At 50.5% G+C, this 16,766-nt stretch carries 16 protein-coding genes and 1 pseudogene; 2 read left to right on the plus strand and 15 right to left on the minus strand.

All coding sequences use genetic code 11. The features are described from left to right. Positions 1–18: 18 nt before the first annotated feature. The 7 genes from MXMO3_RS18280 to MXMO3_RS18310 all read right to left on the minus strand — a co-directional run bounded on the left by MXMO3_RS18280 (position 19) and on the right by MXMO3_RS18310 (position 6,873). On the minus strand, positions 19–462 hold the full coding sequence (locus MXMO3_RS18280; RefSeq protein WP_117397129.1) for a universal stress protein: 444 nt from the start codon (positions 460–462) through the stop codon (positions 19–21). An 11-nt stretch (positions 463–473) separates the two neighbouring features. Then, positions 474–1,760 (minus strand): TRAP transporter large permease, encoded by a 1,287-nt coding sequence (locus MXMO3_RS18285; RefSeq protein WP_117397171.1) that lies wholly within the window; start codon positions 1,758–1,760, stop codon positions 474–476. 10 nt (positions 1,761–1,770) lie between these two features. After that, positions 1,771–2,349, minus strand: coding sequence for a TRAP transporter small permease (locus MXMO3_RS18290; protein WP_027836162.1), 579 nt, complete (start codon positions 2,347–2,349; stop codon positions 1,771–1,773). Between the two features lie 74 nt (positions 2,350–2,423). Continuing rightward, on the minus strand, positions 2,424–3,386 hold the full coding sequence (locus MXMO3_RS18295; RefSeq protein WP_117397172.1) for a TRAP transporter substrate-binding protein: 963 nt from the start codon (positions 3,384–3,386) through the stop codon (positions 2,424–2,426). 526 nt (positions 3,387–3,912) lie between these two features. Beyond that, positions 3,913–4,839, minus strand: a complete 927-nt coding sequence (locus tag MXMO3_RS18300; protein WP_117397130.1) for a dihydrodipicolinate synthase family protein — start codon at positions 4,837–4,839, stop codon at positions 3,913–3,915. Next, entirely contained in the window at positions 4,836–6,215 is a 1,380-nt protein-coding gene (locus MXMO3_RS18305) for a dihydroorotase (RefSeq protein WP_245985880.1), read from the minus strand. Before MXMO3_RS18305 ends, MXMO3_RS18300 begins: the two co-directional genes overlap by 4 nt. After that, a complete protein-coding gene (locus MXMO3_RS18310; protein WP_117397132.1) occupies positions 6,208–6,873 on the minus strand; it encodes an aspartate/glutamate racemase family protein in 666 nt (221 codons plus the stop codon). The genes MXMO3_RS18305 and MXMO3_RS18310 overlap by 8 nt, the downstream gene beginning before the upstream one ends. 121 nt (positions 6,874–6,994) lie before the next feature. On the opposite strand from MXMO3_RS18310, the gene MXMO3_RS18315 reads away from it, so the two are divergent. Beyond that, positions 6,995–7,681 carry a GntR family transcriptional regulator gene (locus MXMO3_RS18315; protein ID WP_245985881.1) on the plus strand — a complete coding sequence of 229 codons (687 nt, stop codon included), beginning with the start codon at positions 6,995–6,997 and terminating at the stop codon, positions 7,679–7,681. 39 nt (positions 7,682–7,720) lie between these two features. Here the strand turns inward: MXMO3_RS18315 and MXMO3_RS18770 are convergent, their stop codons facing one another. The 5 genes from MXMO3_RS18770 to MXMO3_RS18335 form a co-directional block, all read right to left on the minus strand. Next, entirely contained in the window at positions 7,721–7,885 is a 165-nt protein-coding gene (locus MXMO3_RS18770; protein WP_156905582.1) for a hypothetical protein, read from the minus strand. Positions 7,886–7,938: 53 nt separating this feature from the next. Next, entirely contained in the window at positions 7,939–8,148 is a 210-nt protein-coding gene (locus tag MXMO3_RS18320; protein ID WP_027836156.1) for a cold-shock protein, read from the minus strand. 327 nt (positions 8,149–8,475) lie between these two features. Next, positions 8,476–12,135: an autotransporter outer membrane beta-barrel domain-containing protein gene (locus MXMO3_RS18325; RefSeq protein ID WP_162889378.1), complete on the minus strand. Its 3,660-nt coding sequence runs from the start codon at positions 12,133–12,135 to the stop codon at positions 8,476–8,478. A 237-nt stretch (positions 12,136–12,372) separates the two neighbouring features. Beyond that, the gene (locus MXMO3_RS18330) at positions 12,373–13,773 is read right to left on the minus strand and encodes an alpha/beta hydrolase (protein ID WP_117397135.1); all 1,401 of its coding nucleotides are present in this window, start codon (positions 13,771–13,773) and stop codon (positions 12,373–12,375) included. Positions 13,774–13,871: 98 nt separating this feature from the next. Beyond that, entirely contained in the window at positions 13,872–14,609 is a 738-nt protein-coding gene (locus MXMO3_RS18335; protein WP_117397136.1) for a helix-turn-helix transcriptional regulator, read from the minus strand. 212 nt (positions 14,610–14,821) lie between these two features. Here MXMO3_RS18335 and MXMO3_RS18340 point away from each other — a divergent pair. Beyond that, positions 14,822–14,995 (plus strand): annotated as a pseudogene (locus tag MXMO3_RS18340) (sodium-independent anion transporter); the annotation flags it as partial. 25 nt (positions 14,996–15,020) lie between these two features. Here MXMO3_RS18340 and MXMO3_RS18345 read toward each other — a convergent pair. From MXMO3_RS18345 to MXMO3_RS18355, 3 genes are read right to left on the minus strand one after another with little or no spacing between them, the layout of a single operon-like run. Continuing rightward, complete coding sequence (locus tag MXMO3_RS18345) at positions 15,021–15,527, minus strand: GFA family protein (protein WP_117397137.1); 507 nt, start codon at positions 15,525–15,527, stop codon at positions 15,021–15,023. A 57-nt stretch (positions 15,528–15,584) separates the two neighbouring features. Continuing rightward, entirely contained in the window at positions 15,585–16,100 is a 516-nt protein-coding gene (locus tag MXMO3_RS18350) for an OsmC family protein (RefSeq protein WP_117397138.1), read from the minus strand. Positions 16,101–16,138: 38 nt separating this feature from the next. After that, a complete protein-coding gene (locus tag MXMO3_RS18355) occupies positions 16,139–16,696 on the minus strand; it encodes a hypothetical protein (protein ID WP_117397139.1) in 558 nt (185 codons plus the stop codon). Positions 16,697–16,766: the final 70 nt, after the last annotated feature.

Raw genomic sequence — 16,766 nt, forward strand, 5'->3', positions numbered from 1 at the left:
CGGGCCGCATTTTACAATTTACACCACCAAGACGGGGCACTTGGCCAGCCCGGTCACTTTATGTGACACGCTGCCCAACAAATAGTCTTCAACGGAGCCCATGCCACGGCTGCCAATCACGATCAGATCAGTCTCGTGTTTTTCTGCAGATTTGACAATGGTGCGCGCCACGCCACCGGGTGACACAAAGGCATGAACATCTTCACATCCAGCCGTAATCGCCATCTTTTTGGCCCGGTCGGCAACCTCTGTCGCATGCTCGCGCATGATGTCATCAAGATTGCCCGGCTCGTTGGGGCGCACCATCGACAAGGACGCCTCAAGCATTGAATGGTGCCGATAAACGGTCAGGATATTCAGCCTCGCATTTTCACCCGCTGTTTTGACCAAATCGATGGCCATTTTAAGCGCCTTTTCCGCGCCGGCAGAGCCATCAAACGGGACCAATATGGATTTAAACATAATGTCCTCCTTTATTTCGCAAAGGCCAGATCACGCAGGAACAGCGCAATTTGCGGGAAGAAGATCATGGCCACAGCCACACCGAGCAATATGAAAATGAACGGCGGCGTGCCGCGCACCACATCCATATAGGGGCGTTTAAACACCGCGATGGCGGTAAAAATATCGCAGCCAAACGGTGGCGTCGCTGAACCAATGGCGACTTGCAGCGTGATGATTGTGCCCACGAGCACGGGGTCAAGACCCAAGGATTTCACCACAGGTGCAAATACGGGAACCAAGATCAAGATCACCACAATCGGGTCAACGAACATGCAGCCGATGAAGAAAGCAATGGAGATGACGAACAACACCTCAATGCGTCCCATTTCGGTGATGCCGATGGCGCCCAGTAATTCCTGCGGCACTTGCGCAAATGAAATCACCCAGGAAAAGGCCGCGCCGGCCGCCACCAGAATGAAAACAACTGCGGTGATCAAGCCTGTGGATTTTGCCGTTTCATAGACATTGGTCAATGACAAGGTGCGGAACACCACAACCTCAATGAACAGGGCATAGAGCACACAGGCCGCCGCCGCCTCGGTGGGGCTGAAAATGCCGCCATAGATACCGCCAATAATAATGACCGGGAAACCCATGGGCCAAATGGCGTCGCGTAAACTGACGAGGCGCTCGCCCCATGTGGCTTTTTCTTCCGTCGGCACATTGTTGCGCACCGCATAGATGTAGCTATAGATCGAGAACAACACCAAGATCAAAAGCCCGGGGCCGATGCCCGCGATGAACAACTCGGCGATTGAGGTTTGTGACACCACGCCATAAATGATCATCCCGATTGAAGGGGGGATCAGAAACGCAATGTCGCTTGAGTTGACGATCAGCGCCAACACAAAGCTATCTTTATAGCCAGCCTTCAGCATGCGCGGCCGCATAGGCGAACCAATGGCAACCACGGTTGCTTGCGTCGAGCCGGACACTGCGCCAAACATCGTGCAGGCCGCCGCAGTGGACACGGCAAGCCCTCCTTTCAGGTGCCCCACAAACGACATCACCAAATTGATCAAACGGCCCGCCGATTGACCCCGCGTCATGATGTCAGCCGCAAAGATAAACATGGGCACCGCAATCAGCGAGGCCGGTCGGATACCCCCCATCATTTGCTGCACCATGGTTTCCATCTGGCCAAAGCCATTGAACATCATAAAAAAGCCGATGCCCGCGCCCACGAGCAGCGGCACCATCATTGGAAATCCAAGCAGCAGCAGGATAACCATCGCAGAAAAAACTATTGTAGCCATGATCTCCCCCTCAGACTTCCGTTTCGCTTTCATCATATCCCTCAAGCACCGCGGTGGAGAGATAGATGTCTTTTGATGTGATGTTCTTAATCGCGGTCAGCAAATATTGAGCACCCGTCATGAAGAGCCCGACCGGCACCCAGACCAAAATGATCCAAACCGGAATTTGCAATGAGGGTAAAACCCGGCCGCGAGACGCCTGCGTGCCAATATAATTGATCGCGTAATAGCAAAGGGCAAACATCAAAGCAGCGGTGACCAACGAAATGATGATCATCAGCAGCTTGCGCAGCTTTGGCGGCAGTGCATCATAAATCGCCGACATGCGAATGTGCCGACCATGGCGGGCGGCATAGCTGATGCCCGCAAAGGTGATCAGGATAATCAATATCCGGTTGAGTTCTTCTGAAAAAAAGATCGAATTGCCAAGAAGATATCGGCCCACCACATTGGCAACTGTGTTCAAGGCCATCAGCAATACGCCAATCGCCAAAAAAAGAGATTCAACGCGGCCTATCACCGTGTCGATCACCCCTAAAAAACCCGGCAATGCTGACTCGAGTTCTTTTAAATCCTGTTCGTCGCTCATCGTGTCCTCCCCTACACAGATCAACACTTGCCCAACCCAATTAAGGGCCGGGCAAGTTAAGCTTTCAGGTCTGACTATTCAGCGGTTGCTGCCAAGTCTTCCTTCATCTGTTCGAGGATCGCCTTGCCGCTTTCACCAGTCATTTCGATGAATTTGGCTTCAACGTCCGCCGCAGCCTCTTTAAAGCACGCGCGCTCCTCTTCGCTGAGCACGGTCACCGTCATTTCAGGCTTGGCTTCCTTGATCTTGGCCAACTCTTCATCAGCCAGCGATTTTTGATACTCCACAATATGATCATAAGCTGCATCAGCCGCATCTTCGATCACTTGCTGCTCTTCTTCACTCAAGGAATTATAGAAATCCTGGTTGGCCATAAGGGCCGTGGTGAAGTTGTTGTGGCCAGCATAAGTAATGTGGTCGGTCACCTCATAGATCTTGGTTGAATAGAGGAAGAAGGTTGGGTTTTCTTGGCCCTGAATGATGTTGGTCTGCAAACCGCCATACACTTCGCCCCAAGGCAAAGGCGTTGGTGTAGCGCCAAACGCTTTGTAGCTTTCAACCAAAAGCGGGTTGGTCATCACACGGAATTTCACCTCGTTCAAATCTTCACACGTTTTGACGGGGTCTTTCGTGGTCATGGCCACTTCGCCTTCAGGATACATGGAAAGCAACTCAAGACCCTGCTCAGCATAAAGCTCCTCAAAGTCCTCATTGATGGCCTTACTTTCTTTATAGAAGCGGGCCAAATGGGCTTGGTCGGTTGGCAGCAGATAAGGCACGAAGAAGACTTGTGCTTCAGGGATCAGCGCGCCGGTAAAACCAGGGGACTGGTTCACAAACTGCAAAATACCAGCTTGTGCCTGCTCCATAATATCAGCAGATTCACCCAACGTGCCGAAAGGGAAGAGCTGAATTTCGTGATCTGAATTTGCTTCAACTTCTTCTTTAAATTTCTGCGCATAAACGCCTTGAACGTCCGTTAGTGCTTCCTCAAAAGCATAGCGCCACGTTGCGGCCTGAGCAGCAGAAAAGCTCATTGCCAATACGCTGACACCCGCCAGCGCGCCAAGCGTGCGTTTCGTGAAATTGTTCACAATTACCTCCCAATAATTTGTGGTATTTGTCCACGATGGACAAATGCAACTCCTCATCGGCACGTCGCAATTTACGTGCCGAGCGCGCCCACTATTGCGCGGCAAAACAACGCTGTCCACCCCTGGGGATTTCCGGTACGCCCTTGTTTTTATAAGGTTTCAAGGTTTTTGACCTCGAATCCTTAGGCGCAAATTTTCAAATTAGTCGCAAAGTTATTTAACAAAACTGGACCCTTTTGAGGGGCGAAAAAAGTCAGATTTTGACCAGCCATTTTTGGTCCAACGCCAAACGGTCCAGAAGTGTGATTGTTACAAAAAATTGAGCGAATTCACGTGCTTGGCATTTAATTATCATAATAAATGGCTTGGGCATAAATAGTATGCGCCGCGCGAAATGGAGCACAAATTTTGGCTTCTCCGCACGCTCGTTTTTCTCAATCTGCAGGCCGCAAAAATGCTGACAAAATGTCTAGCTGATTTCTGCCATTCTTTTTTCTAATCGGGTCATCAAAAAAATTACTTCTTGCTGTGCGGTTGGGGACAAATCTGCTCCCGGCTGTCGTTGAGAAGCATGGGCAATGACGCCACGCCTGGCCAAAATAAACTTGCGCACAGCCAACCCAAGGGCAGGTTGCTGCTCATAACGCATCAGCGGCAAATAGGCGTCGAATAGATCATGGGCTTTGTCATATTGGTCGGCATTGCAGAGGCGACAGATCTCGACCATCATCTCAGGGTAGGCAAAGCCGGTCATGGCCCCATCGGCACCGCGTCGCATTTCTTCTGGAAGGAAAACCCCGGCATTGCCGCAAAGAATAGACACCCGTCGGCGCCCCTTCTTTTCTGCGTCGCGCAGATCGGAAATCTTTTGTAGCCCTGGCCAATCCTCATGTTTCAGCATCACGATGGAGGGATGATTTTCAAAGATCGTCCCCATGGTGGCCGATGAAATACTGACCCCCGTTGCAAGCGGAAAATCTTGTAAAACCACCGGCACATCCTCGCCTATGGTTTTGACCACATTGGCATAATAGGTGATGATTTGCTCATTGGTTTTTAGATTGCCGGGTGGGGCAACCATCACACCTGCTGCACCTTCATCCATCACCGCTTTGGTCAATTCTCCAATCGCGGCAAGGCCGGGCGCAGACACGCCCACAACAATGGGTTTGCCCGCAGCGCGCTTGATGATCTGCTTGGCGATGGCCAGAGATTCCGACTGGGTGAGTTTGGGCGCTTCCCCCATCATCCCCAGAATGGTCAGCCCGTCCGCCCCTTTGTCGAAATAGAAATCGACCATGCCATCAAGACTGTTGTGGTCAATCTTTCCGTCTGGCGTAAACGGCGTGGCGGCGATGACAAAAACGCCTTTGGTGTTCGCATTAATCCTGCTCATGACGGGGTCTCCTCATCCTCAAACCAATGGCCATTGCCGCGCGGCACAAAGGTGCCGCTGCCCGGTTGGTTGCAAATGTTTTTGCCATCCCAGGCCAATTGCCCGCGCACATAAGTGCGGTCCACCGTGACACTGAACACGCGGCCATCAAACGGGCTCCAATTGAGATCGTCATGGGCGTTGGCCGAATCCCAAATCTGCGGCTGATGCTTTAAAATGGCGAAGTCCGCATCTGCGCCGATGCGAATGGCCCCTTTTTGCGGGAAAAGGCCAAAAAATCTGGCGGGGCGTTCGCTCAGCATCTCGGCGGTGAGGGCGGCCGCGTCGAGCCCGCGCTGTTCAGCGGCGGTGTAAAAACAGGGCAACAGCGTTTCCATACCCGGAATGCCTGCGCCTGCATCAAAAATTGACGGGGTCAGCTTGTTGTCGATGGGCCAACTGGAATGGTCCGAACTGATCAGCGCCACGCGCCCCGCCAAAATCTCTTCCCATAAGGCGTCGATCTCGCCGGGCCGGATCGGCGGGTTCACCTTCATTTTTGCGCCAAGCTCTTCGCCATCAATTTCTGGATCAAACCACAAATAATGCACGCATAATTCGCCGGTGGCGCGATAACCATCAAAGGCGTAATTGTCGACGAGTTGAAAGCCACGCGCCGTGGTGAGGTGCACAATGTGTGCGTGCGCATGGGCAGCAGCCCCAAGCTCCAGGAACTGCGCGGTGGCCGACATTTCCGCAGATGCAGGGCGGCTTTCAGAATGGGCCACAAGACCATTTTGACCCGCTTTTTTGGCCGCCGCCATAAAGGCATGGACCATTTCCTGGTCTTCATTATGCACCCCCAGCGGAATGTTGGTCGGCGCCAATGTTTCAAAAATACTGAGGATTTGGGGCGTTTGAATGCGCGGGAAGCGCGTGGGATTACTTTCAAAAGTAGAAATTTTAAACGCCACCACACCACCCTCAATCAGCGGGGCAATTTCGCTGTTGTCCTGCCCCGGTGCGACAGTGGCATAGAGCGCCATATCGGCGTAGGCGACCGCGTTGATGGTGGCAATTTTCTCGTCCAGCCGCGCTTTGGTGTTGAGCGGATCAGGGTTGTCATAAGGCATATCAACCAAGGTGGTCACGCCGCCCGCGACGGCCGAGCGGGTGGTGCTTTCAATGCCCGGCAAGCCGCCATATGAGCACGCATGAGTTTGGCCATCGACGACACCGGGCAAAATAATGCCTTCCGTGACAATATGAACTTCTGCCGCGTCGGGCGCATCGCCTTGGCCGATCGCGGCGATTTTGCCTTCCTGCACCCCGATCCAACAGGCATCATGACGACCATCCGACAACATGGCTGGCCCTTGCAACACCAAATCAAACATCAAACATTCCCCCATAATTCAGATCAAGTGCGTTGATGGCGTGCATCACCCCCGCCTGCACCGGGTCAACCACTGGCAACTGCAACTGCGCCTGCAAATCTTGCCGATAGTTGCCCAGCCCGGCACATCCTAAAATCAGCACGCTGGCGCCGTCTTGATCCCGCAATGCCTGGCCGGTTTCCCCCAACCCTTCAATCACATTGCTGGCCATCAACTCAGGCACAGTGATGTTTATGGCCCTGTCGCCGGCAAGGCGTTTATCGAGATGCAAATGCTGCAAATAGCGCAAATGCCGCCCAATAGATGACGGGCCCATGGAGATGATGCCAAATGCGCTGCCCAAGCCAAGAGCTGTGAGGTAGGCGCTTTCAGCAATGCCAAAAACTGGCTTGCTGGTCGCCGCCCGCACCTTTGCGATCCCCGGATCAGAAAAACAGGCGATCACGAACGCATCCGCGTCGGACGCGGCGACTGCCTCCAGAATGTGCGGCACCACTTCTGCCACATGTTCATCTGTTTCAATGCCCGGCGGCGATTTCGACAGCTCGATGCAAATAATGTCGTGAGATGTCCGCGCGCCAATCTCCACCAAACAGTGCGCCATGGATTGGGTCACTGACTTTGAGCTATTGGGATTAATCACCAAAATCTTCGGCATTTCGCGGTCTCCTCAGAGGAGAGGCTAAAATATTAGCTGATATATCACAAGAATATTATTTTGACTTTGAGGTGGTGATTGGCGAAAAGGAAGGGCATGCCCCGCTGCGAGGACCGCCAAAATGAGTGCTGACAACACAATGAAAAAATCTGTTTCCTTGACTGAGCAAGCCTATTTGGCACTGCGTGAACAGGTGATCACATGCGAGTTGGCACCGGGCACCGATGTTTCAGAAAAAGAGCTGGCCGAACGGCTAGCGATGAGCAAAACACCCGTGCGGGAAGCCATGGGGCGGTTGTGTCTTGAGGGGTTGATGGAATCTTTTCCCCGGCGTGGCTATCGGGTCAGCCCGGTGACGGTGAAAGACATGAATGATCTGTTCGCGGTGCGCGGCATATTAGAAGGCGCAGCGGCGGCGTTGGCGGCGCAAAACCTGACCGATCAAGAATTGGACCAACTCGCACAATTGGCTAAAGCCGAATATGTGGTGGGGGAGGGGCATAGCACCAAAGGATTTGTCGCCAGCAATGAGATGTTTCACGCCGCGATTGCCCGCGGCTCAAAAAATCCCCGTTTGCACAGCCTGATCATGAGCCATTTGGAGGAGGGAACCCGTTTTTTATATATGGGTACCCGCGCCCGTGATGTGAATTTTGAAACCCATAGCGACCACAATCAAATCGTCACCGCTTTGCGCACCCGCAATGGCGAGACGGCACGACAGGCCATGCTCGACCATAATGAGCACACACGAGAAGGCTTGTTACAGGCCCTGATCTCGCAAACGGAACTCAGTGTGACGTTTTAGCGATGTTTGGAAGTGAGTGTGTGAACAATGCCAGTTTTATTAGGCTTTTGAAGCGGCATCTTTTGCGAGGCGCAGCGCTTTAAGGCGGGCTGTGTTATCGCTGATGGACTTAGCTTTTTGTTCTTTGTCGCTTAGCTTGATATCTGGTGCCCGTTGAATGGCAGCAAATCTTTTTTCAGCGCGATCTCGCGCATCATCTGTCATTTTGGTGATCTTTCAAAGACAAAAGGGCCGCACGAATGCGACCCAATATCGTCTTAGTCAACCAAAGAAAGGTTGGCAGCTGATTGCTTGCCATCACGGCCGCTCTCTAGCTCATAAGAAACTTTCTGACCTTCAGCGAGGCCTGAAAGACCTGCACGCTCTACTGCAGAAATATGAACGAATGCGTCCTTGCTGCCGTCTTCTGGAGAAATAAAGCCGAAGCCTTTAGTTGTGTTGAAGAATTTAACTGTGCCGGTTGTCATGGCATATACCTTATTTAGATAGCTTGGCGCTCAAATGGCGCACAAGTGAATTTCCCATGGGCAACATGCCCAAAGGTTGCAACGTTTTAGAAATCAGAGAGAAGCCAAGCAAACCGGTAGTCCGGCAGATCAGATCGCCAATGATGGCGTTAAACGTGGGGCTTATATGCGCCTTATTCGCTCAAATAGCAAGCGAAAAAAAATGTTTACACATTTGAAGAATGCATTGATCTGTTGATCAATGCCCTTAAACGCCATGAGAACGAAAAAACCGCCCTCTTATTAGAGGGCGGCCAAGTAAATTCTGGAGGTAGGGGAGATTGCTGTTTAGAAGTCTCCACCAAGTTGAATCTTGGCGGTACCAGAATATGTGCCGTTCGACCCCACAGATGCATTTAAGGATGCAGAGATGTTTGTCGCTTCCCCAATTGGCGCAGCAAGCCCAACACTACCAAACGCTTCATAGTAGGTTTCGTTTGGTGTACTTGAAGAAAGGTCTTGTCCAAGCATGCTCACATCCACGGAAGATCCGCCCAAGTTAGAATTGACTGACACCCCAAGCTTTGAATTCAGCTTGATGTTTCCATGTTCATTCTGACCGACCACATGTATACTGGAGACATCAAAGGCAAGCTCGGCATTGGAGATCACCTGATCGCCTATTGTGAGGTCCGCACTTGATCCTGTTTCACTGTAGCCTAGCACAACGCCACCAATGTATTTTATGCGCCCACCAACACTGATTGCTGAGCTGTTATCTTCATATACTGGTAGGGCCACGCCAATTTCTGGGCTTAGAAACCAACTGCGAAAATCTGCTGTTGCCGTTTCAAGACCCACGGCACGTTCACTACTATGCCAACCTGCGCCCCCGAGAAGAGAATAGGACAGTGTCAAACCTTCAATTTGTGACTGACCATAAAGACCCGAAATGGCAGTATCAGTTTTAACAGTTTGTCCGCCACCAGAGATATCTTGATGCGATGCGGCGTAGCCAAATAGACCACCAAATTTGGTCGTCTTGTCAAATTGAGCATGTGTTCCAGCAATAAGACCGCCATAAACACTTCGGCTTACGGCAGCTTGATCTTTGCCTGAAATCCCACCGAATCCACTGATCCAAGCATGCCCCTTTGGCGCAACATATTGAGCGGCGAGGTCGGTCGCGGCAGATTCAGCCGCGGACTGTCGTCTTGTCGGGGCATATCCCAGCGCGGTGCTATTGTCACCAATCTCGACATCACCGCCGGATATATTTGAGGACACAATGTCGGCGATCCCATTGGTGACGTCACTCACATTTTTCGAGGTGCCCCCGCTACCGGCTTCGCTAACAGTACTTTTGCTCACCACAGCAACCTTGCCGCTTGTGGCATCAAACACAGACAATTGCTCATCCGCCGCAATAAAATTTTCTAGACCGGAGGTTTCAAGATAAAGGCTTTGATCGCCCAGGCCGGTAACATCCAGTGTATCTTGGCCCGCGCCAAACGCGACACTGCCATCAATTGACGAACCAGCTAGCAGGTTAAGCACGTCATCGCGTTCGACTGCGCTGCCGCCATCCAAATATTCAAAATCGATGGCGAGTCCTGAAGTTCCTCGGATTACACCAGCGTTGGAGACGGTGCCACGACCGTCGCCATTGGCCGTGAACGCAATTCCAACGCCCCCGGAGATGGTTCCGCTATTGGAAATGTCACCATCGAGTAGCCCCACCCCAATTGTAGGCGTGCTTTCTGCCGCCCGCACTCTTGTCTCGCTCGAAAGGGCTTCAATTGTGCCAGTGTTGGTTAGAGAGGTTGAAAACTCGCCCCCAACGAATAATCCAAGGTCTGAACCACGGATTGTTCCAGCGTTTTGGACCTTCTTTATGCCACTGATAAAGGCGACACCCGTTTCCCCTTCTCCCGCGATCGTGCCGCTATTATAGAAATTGTCTCCTTTGTCGTAATAGACGCCAATTCCACCTTCTCCATGACGAATTATGCCGGTGTTAAAAAAGTCTTTAATTGCCCCTAAAGTCCCGACACCAGATTTGTCATGGGTGGCGATAATTGTACTGCTATTCTCAAATTTTTGGAGTGTGCTCTCTTCATTTGCGCCTAACCAAACTCCACCATAGCCCCGAATTAGTCCCTCATTTCTGAAGGTGTCCATTTCGTTAACCGTTGCCGCATCACCTGCAATTGTTACTGCGTTCTGATCACTTTCAATCGATGTCTCTATGACGCCGCTCGCTGAATTGAGGAATGTTTTTCCGCCGCCGTTGAAACGTACTGCATTGCTTTCGCCTAGAATGCCCTTGATTGTGCCGGAGTTGGTGAAGTTGGCAAAGTCCCCATCACTGGAAACACCCCCCCAACGCCCAAACTGAATTGTACCGGAGTTGCTAAATTGACCAACTCCTTCACCCAGCCAGAAACCGCCGACACCATTTACAGTGCCGGTGTTGGTGATTTCGGCGATATATCCATCAATAGAGACGCCATTGCCATCTAGATCTATTTGAGCCGAAATAGTGCCGTTGTTTATGAGACGTTGTCCGCCATTTGCCACCCATATGGCAGTGGAATCACCCGTAGACTGAATCACCCCATCATTGATGATTTCATTAAAATCACCGTCAATGCCTAAAGCAGACCAGTCCGTCCCAATAATTGTTCCACTATTGGTGAGTTGGGTCAGATACGCACCATCATGAAGTGCAATGCCGCCACTTCCCTGAATGGTTCCAGCATTTTCCAGATTGGTAATTTCGCCCTCACTTGAGAAGCCATTATCATTAGTTGAAATGATGTTTCCACTTTCCAAGTTTTTGAATGTTGAGCCGCCAGTGACAAAATGGACGGCGTTATACATTCCCTGGATTGTGCCTGAATTTGTAAAAGATCCAAATCCGAGATCGCTGCTCACACCAAGACCATCGGTGCCTATGATCTCGCCATCATTTACAAAACTACTCACGTCATGGTCTACGCCCAACCAAACGCCATCTTTGCCGGAAATTAAGCCCGAATTAGAAAAGCTTACGGCTCCGGAATCCAATTTTACTGCGATGCCGTTGTCTGATGTGATTTCACCAGTTGCGCCATTTTGGAAAGAGCCCATTTCGGCTTCAAGTTCCAGGGCATTTCCATTGATCGATTTGATCTTACCCGTATTGACGAACTTATTGATTTCCAAGGCGCCAGCAATAGCAAACCCATTTGATCCAGATATCGTGCCACTGTTTACAAACTCATTGATGAAGAACATCTCCGGTCCTTCATGGCCCAGCCAAATGCCGTCCGCGCCGGTAATGGTCCCTGAGTTGTTAAAGTAGTCGCCGCCGCCATGAAGATCGATTGCGGGCTGTGCGCTAAGAGATTTGATGGAGCCAGTATTAATAAAAGTCCCAAAGCCTTCGCTAAGACGAACGGCCTCGTCATTGAAACCAACGATAGAACCCGAGTTCGTAAAGCTGTCTATGCCATTATAGATTTGAACGCCAATGTCAGCTTCAATGGTGCCGCTATTGTCAATGCTACTTATAAATTCTTTGAGCCTGATGCCTCGACTGGAATCCACGCCCTCGCCATTAAATGCTGAAATTGTACCGGTGTTGATAAAACTTCCGCTGACACCATCGGCCAAAAACGCGTCTTCACCAAGATTTGTTGCGTTTAGTGTGCCATTATTGACAACCGTATCAAAACCACCGTCTACAGCGATCCCAAATCCACCTTCAATGATGCCGTTGTTTGTTATCGTGCCAAAGCGACCAGCAAAGTCGAATGCGCCGTCAGTGCCTTCAATGACCCCATTATTGATACCGGAAGCGGTAACAGTTTCATCAGCAGCCTCGATGGCAACGCCGTCGACATCAATTATTGCACCTGCTTCAACAGTGACGTGATCGCCATCATTTGCTATTTGCGTGTCAGTTAATGTTGTGCCAGATGGTACAACGAAATCTTCAGATTTCGCAGAATTGGTTGTCGCCAATACGCCTGCAACGCTTAACGCGAGAAGATTTGTGCCCCCAAGCGCCCTGATCCAGATAGACTTCGAGATCAATGTCCCACTCCCCCAATATCGTTAACAAAATGCCGCTCTAAAAAAGAGCCTTCAATTGTTGAATAGGGTGTTGAGAATTTGTGCGCATGATCCAATTGTACTAAATGGTGCTGAAAGTTTGGAAATTATTGAAATAAATTGCTTTTTTTTGCAATTTTACTTTTCTTAGAAAAGAAGTTCGAACAAAATCTCAGGGGATTCCATTAGCGTCGCTTGCCCATGGTTCTTGATAAAATCGAGTTCCACATTCTGATCTAGTTGATGTTTATTTAACCAACCCGGCAATGCGCTTGAACATGAGTGCCTATCCTCTTCGCCAAAGATAAATCTAATGGGTACCCGACAGTTTTTTATCAGGTTTAAGAGATTTGTCTCAGAGTGGTTACAGTCTTCTAAAATGCCTTGATAGTTATGCTCCACCGCATAGGATAGAGCATCTTGGAACCAGTCAGCCTCTAAGAACCGTTGGACAACGTCATGATCGAGAGGGCTGTTTTCATATTGTCTTAAAACCGCTCGATCGCGTACCCCTCGATTTAAAAAATATTTCATGGCCGTCAGCAGCACCGGTGCAAGCAGTTTACCGTAACGCATGCGAAGCATTGACCAAGAGGCTCCAAACATGTCGCGTTGGGCATTTGCTGCTGGCACCTCGATTGTTGCGGAGTACATTATAAGCCGTGAGCAACTCTTCTTCAGCTCGGTGGCGACGGCAAGCGCCGCACTAAAGCCAGATCCATGACTTAAGATTGGTAATTGCCCCAAACTAAAGGTGCACACCATTTCTGCGCAGTCTTGAGCAAAATACTTCAGAGAGCTGTTTATGTCCTTTGCATAATTCGGTGCGCCATAATGGTTGGGCCGTATTGGCAGCAACAATCTTATATTGTGCGTCCGTAATACCGATTGTTTCGACGGAATTGGTATGATCGGAAACGATAATGTATGCATACAAAGTGCAGGTTGGCCTTGGATTGGCCCGATGTCAGCTACAAGTAATGTGCGACCCGATGAAAGGTGCAGATGATGCAAACGTGAGTGGTCGCCGTAGTATTTCCGCAAATAATCGTGTAGCCAACGAGCATTAGGGCCATTGTGCTTTAATCTATGATGCACCACATTTAGCAACAGTACTGTCATCGTTTGGATGAGCGCCGGTTGGTTTAAATGGGATTTCCCGCGCAGTGCCGAAAACTGATTTCGTTTTGTTTGGTATGAGCGTCCATCACGCTGAGACGCTTCCTTGAGAGTTTCCCCAGAAAGCAGGCTTTTAAGCACATCCAGCTCTGCAAGTGTAATATGTTCACCAAATCGCGAATGAAAGGCATCGGCTATTTCGTAGTCCGAAATAAAGGCGTCCGTTGAATTCAATTCGCCAATCAACACCCGTTGAAAAACAAGGTCTGGCCCAAGTTGTAGTCCAGACATTGTTGCGTCTAATAACTGCACATCTTCCGCAATAATATCGTCAACGGCTTTCTTACGTTCTGAACCAGAAAGAGCCGAGATGGACATAAGTCCACCCAACACTTCCATCTTATCATTTACAATATCAATTTTAGCCATTTATCTTGACGTGCAAGCTGCGGACTTTGCTCAACGTTAAGTTAGCCCCGACCCGAACCGCTTCTCAATTGGCTAATTTTAGCCATATGTTCAAAGTCTCAAATGAGACGCCAAATAAGCGCCTTTGCGACCGCTTGTGTGGCTGTTGCTGCCCTTAGTCGCCTGCGAGCACTTGTAATCTGCTTTTGTACGGTAAATACGCTCGTGGCCGTTTTGTGTGCAATTTGTTTCGCAACTAATCCATCACTCAACCATTTTAAAACTTCGATTTCCCGCGGGGTGAGCGCAAAATGATCTTGGGCAATTGCTGCCTGATCACAATAGGCATGAAATGTTTCAAACAAACTCGCCGCCCGCCCATACTCACGCTTAAGATGGTCCTCAGCCTCCTGCTCGGGTAAATCGGATGGCATAAGCAGTGTGAAGGTCGCCGTGGTGTGATCTTGTGCCGTGATTTGGGCAGAAACTGCATTCTTAACTCCCCAATCTCTACTCAGATTGGCACCTTCTTTGAACGCCAAGTCCGGCACTGCAGATTGATCGACTTTTCGGTAGATGTCAGGAAAAAATACAGGGTCCTTGTTGTTAGCTACATGCCAAGCAACAGGATCTTTGCGGATAAGGTCATGCTTCATATAGAAGCTCATCCACTCACGATCAAACGTGTCTAAAATGATCGCGTCATCGACGAAATCCTCGTTGTTTTGACGCACGAGGGCATAGAGTATTTGTTCAAATCCCAGCTCACCCATCAATTCGGAGAAGCGGCGGAATGCGGCCTGGTTATCGTTCGCGTCGGTCAGCTCTGTAATCAAACGTTCGGTGAGTAAGTCCATGCTTCCCCCCAAGAAACAAGGTTCTTTATTTAATTATTCGATTAATTAATGTTTTGCATTATTCGTTATTTTTTTGTCTTGAGCAAGTCGCTGGCACTATTCAAATATGCGCAGCAAAATGGGAACCTGCTTGTCAGCAATATCAATATGCAAATGAAGTCAGCCTGCTTATGGCCAATCAAATATATGAATTTAAAACACAAATAGGACAGATGTGCTTTGTTTCTAAATCGGTGATGACCGGGATTATGAACGCTCTTGCCATTTTGATTTTTATGGCGCCATTGCCTGAGCTTCATCCAGGCAAGGTGCCGCCGCTCACCCATTTTGGGGCGGCACTGGGCTTGGCGATTATCTATCTGTTCGCCCGCTTCACCAAAGGACTGCTTTTCGTGGCACCCGAAAAATTCCTCAACTGATCTTTATGCCTGCCGACGTTTCGATAATTGCCAGACGCGCCAACGCTTCGGGGGACCAGGTCTCGCTAATTTTATAAAATGTTTCGGCGCGCCGATCATTCTCCGGCAGGCGTACCCACGGCTGTTTGGAACAGGTATAAATGTGCACGTCTGGGGGCATTTGGTCCGGGTCATCAAGGGTGCCCACGCGGATAAACCGGATATTTTCACGCAGCCCGCCCATATTGTAATTGCTCCACACGGCAATTTTGCATTTGGCGCATCGGGTGATGTCCTGCCCTGTGCCACTGGGTGTTGGAACAGTTATTTCCTCAACCTCGCCAGAAAGTAGCGTCACCCGATCCGCTTCGAACAAAGCATTCAGGGCAAAGGCGGTTCCCGAATTTTTCTGACAGCCGCGGCAATGGCAACAATGCACAATCAAGGGGTCCGACGACACCTGATATCGGACATGGCCGCATATGCAGCCACCTTCTCTTGCTATTGAATGGTTAGTCATCGTGATCTCCATTATTGATTTTGCACAGGCAGAACTGTTCCAAGAGCAATTATACGATCAGCAGATCGTAACCTCCAATGTCGAAGGCGTTGCGCGGCGGCAGACATCGGCAACAGGGGAATGTGTCACTGCAAAATCAACAATCTCCCGCAGCACATCTGCTTTTACGCCCGCGGCACCAATCTTAACACGGGTTCTAAGGCTTAAAGAGCCTGCGGGAACCGATTTATCCATGCCGAACAAACCCCGGTCATCGTCAACGCTATCGGCGGTCACTTCGAGCGTGTCTAAGGCAATCCCGAGCTCGGCTGCGCGCAATGCGATTCTGGTGGCATCGCAAGTTGCCAATGCAGCGCGCGACAACCAACCGGGGGAGGGTGCGGAACCGCCGCCGCCGACCGCTTTCGGCATGTCGGTGATGATGGTTTCGCCATTTACGCCCGTTGCCCGACAGCGCAGATCATCTTCCATCACCGCAGTGATGGGCGTGCTGGTGCTTTGGGTATTTTCAGGGTGTTCAGACAGGTAAGAAATAACGTCCTTGACCGAGTTTTGAATGTGCTCGACAGACATCGCAAATTCCTCTTCATCAACAATATTGAATTTGGGTTCTATTTCGCCTCAATCGGCACCATGACATGTGCAAGCGGTGTCTCGCCCCACATGACATAGGGGCCGCCAGCAAATGGATCTCTGGGCAAGTCAGCCAGCATATCCATGTTTGGAAATAACATCATAATATGCGGTCCATCCTGCACCCACACACCACCATCATTGGGGTCGGTGGCCATCGGATTGTCATTATTGACCATTGCATCCCCTTGAAGCATGTATGACACGCCGATCACGTCAGTAGAGAATTCTGTGCCTGCGCCAACGGCCGCCATCCATTTCATCCAAACGGCGTCATTACACATGGGGTGCTCGTCGCCGGGGATTAGGCCAACACCGGGCAAACACACCCAGTCGTTCGTGCCTTCGCGCAATATTGTGCCATCCACATCCATAATTGTTGCCTCGGCAGAAACGTCCGACGGGGCGGCCGACATGGCGCGCGCAATTTTGTCATCCACGCTTTCCGCAAAGCTGAGTGCGGGCCCCCAGGCCAGTGTCAATGCGATCGCGCCCAAAAACGCCGCGCGGTTCTGTTTTTTGATGGTCATGGTCATTTGATCTTCTCCCTATTTGTTATGGCCAGGGCGTCGCTTGAACGGCTCTTTGCTAGAGCCAGCGTGCCTG

This window comes from Maritalea myrionectae (assembly GCF_003433515.1).
In the GTDB taxonomy this organism is placed as follows: domain Bacteria; phylum Pseudomonadota; class Alphaproteobacteria; order Rhizobiales; family Devosiaceae; genus Maritalea; species Maritalea myrionectae.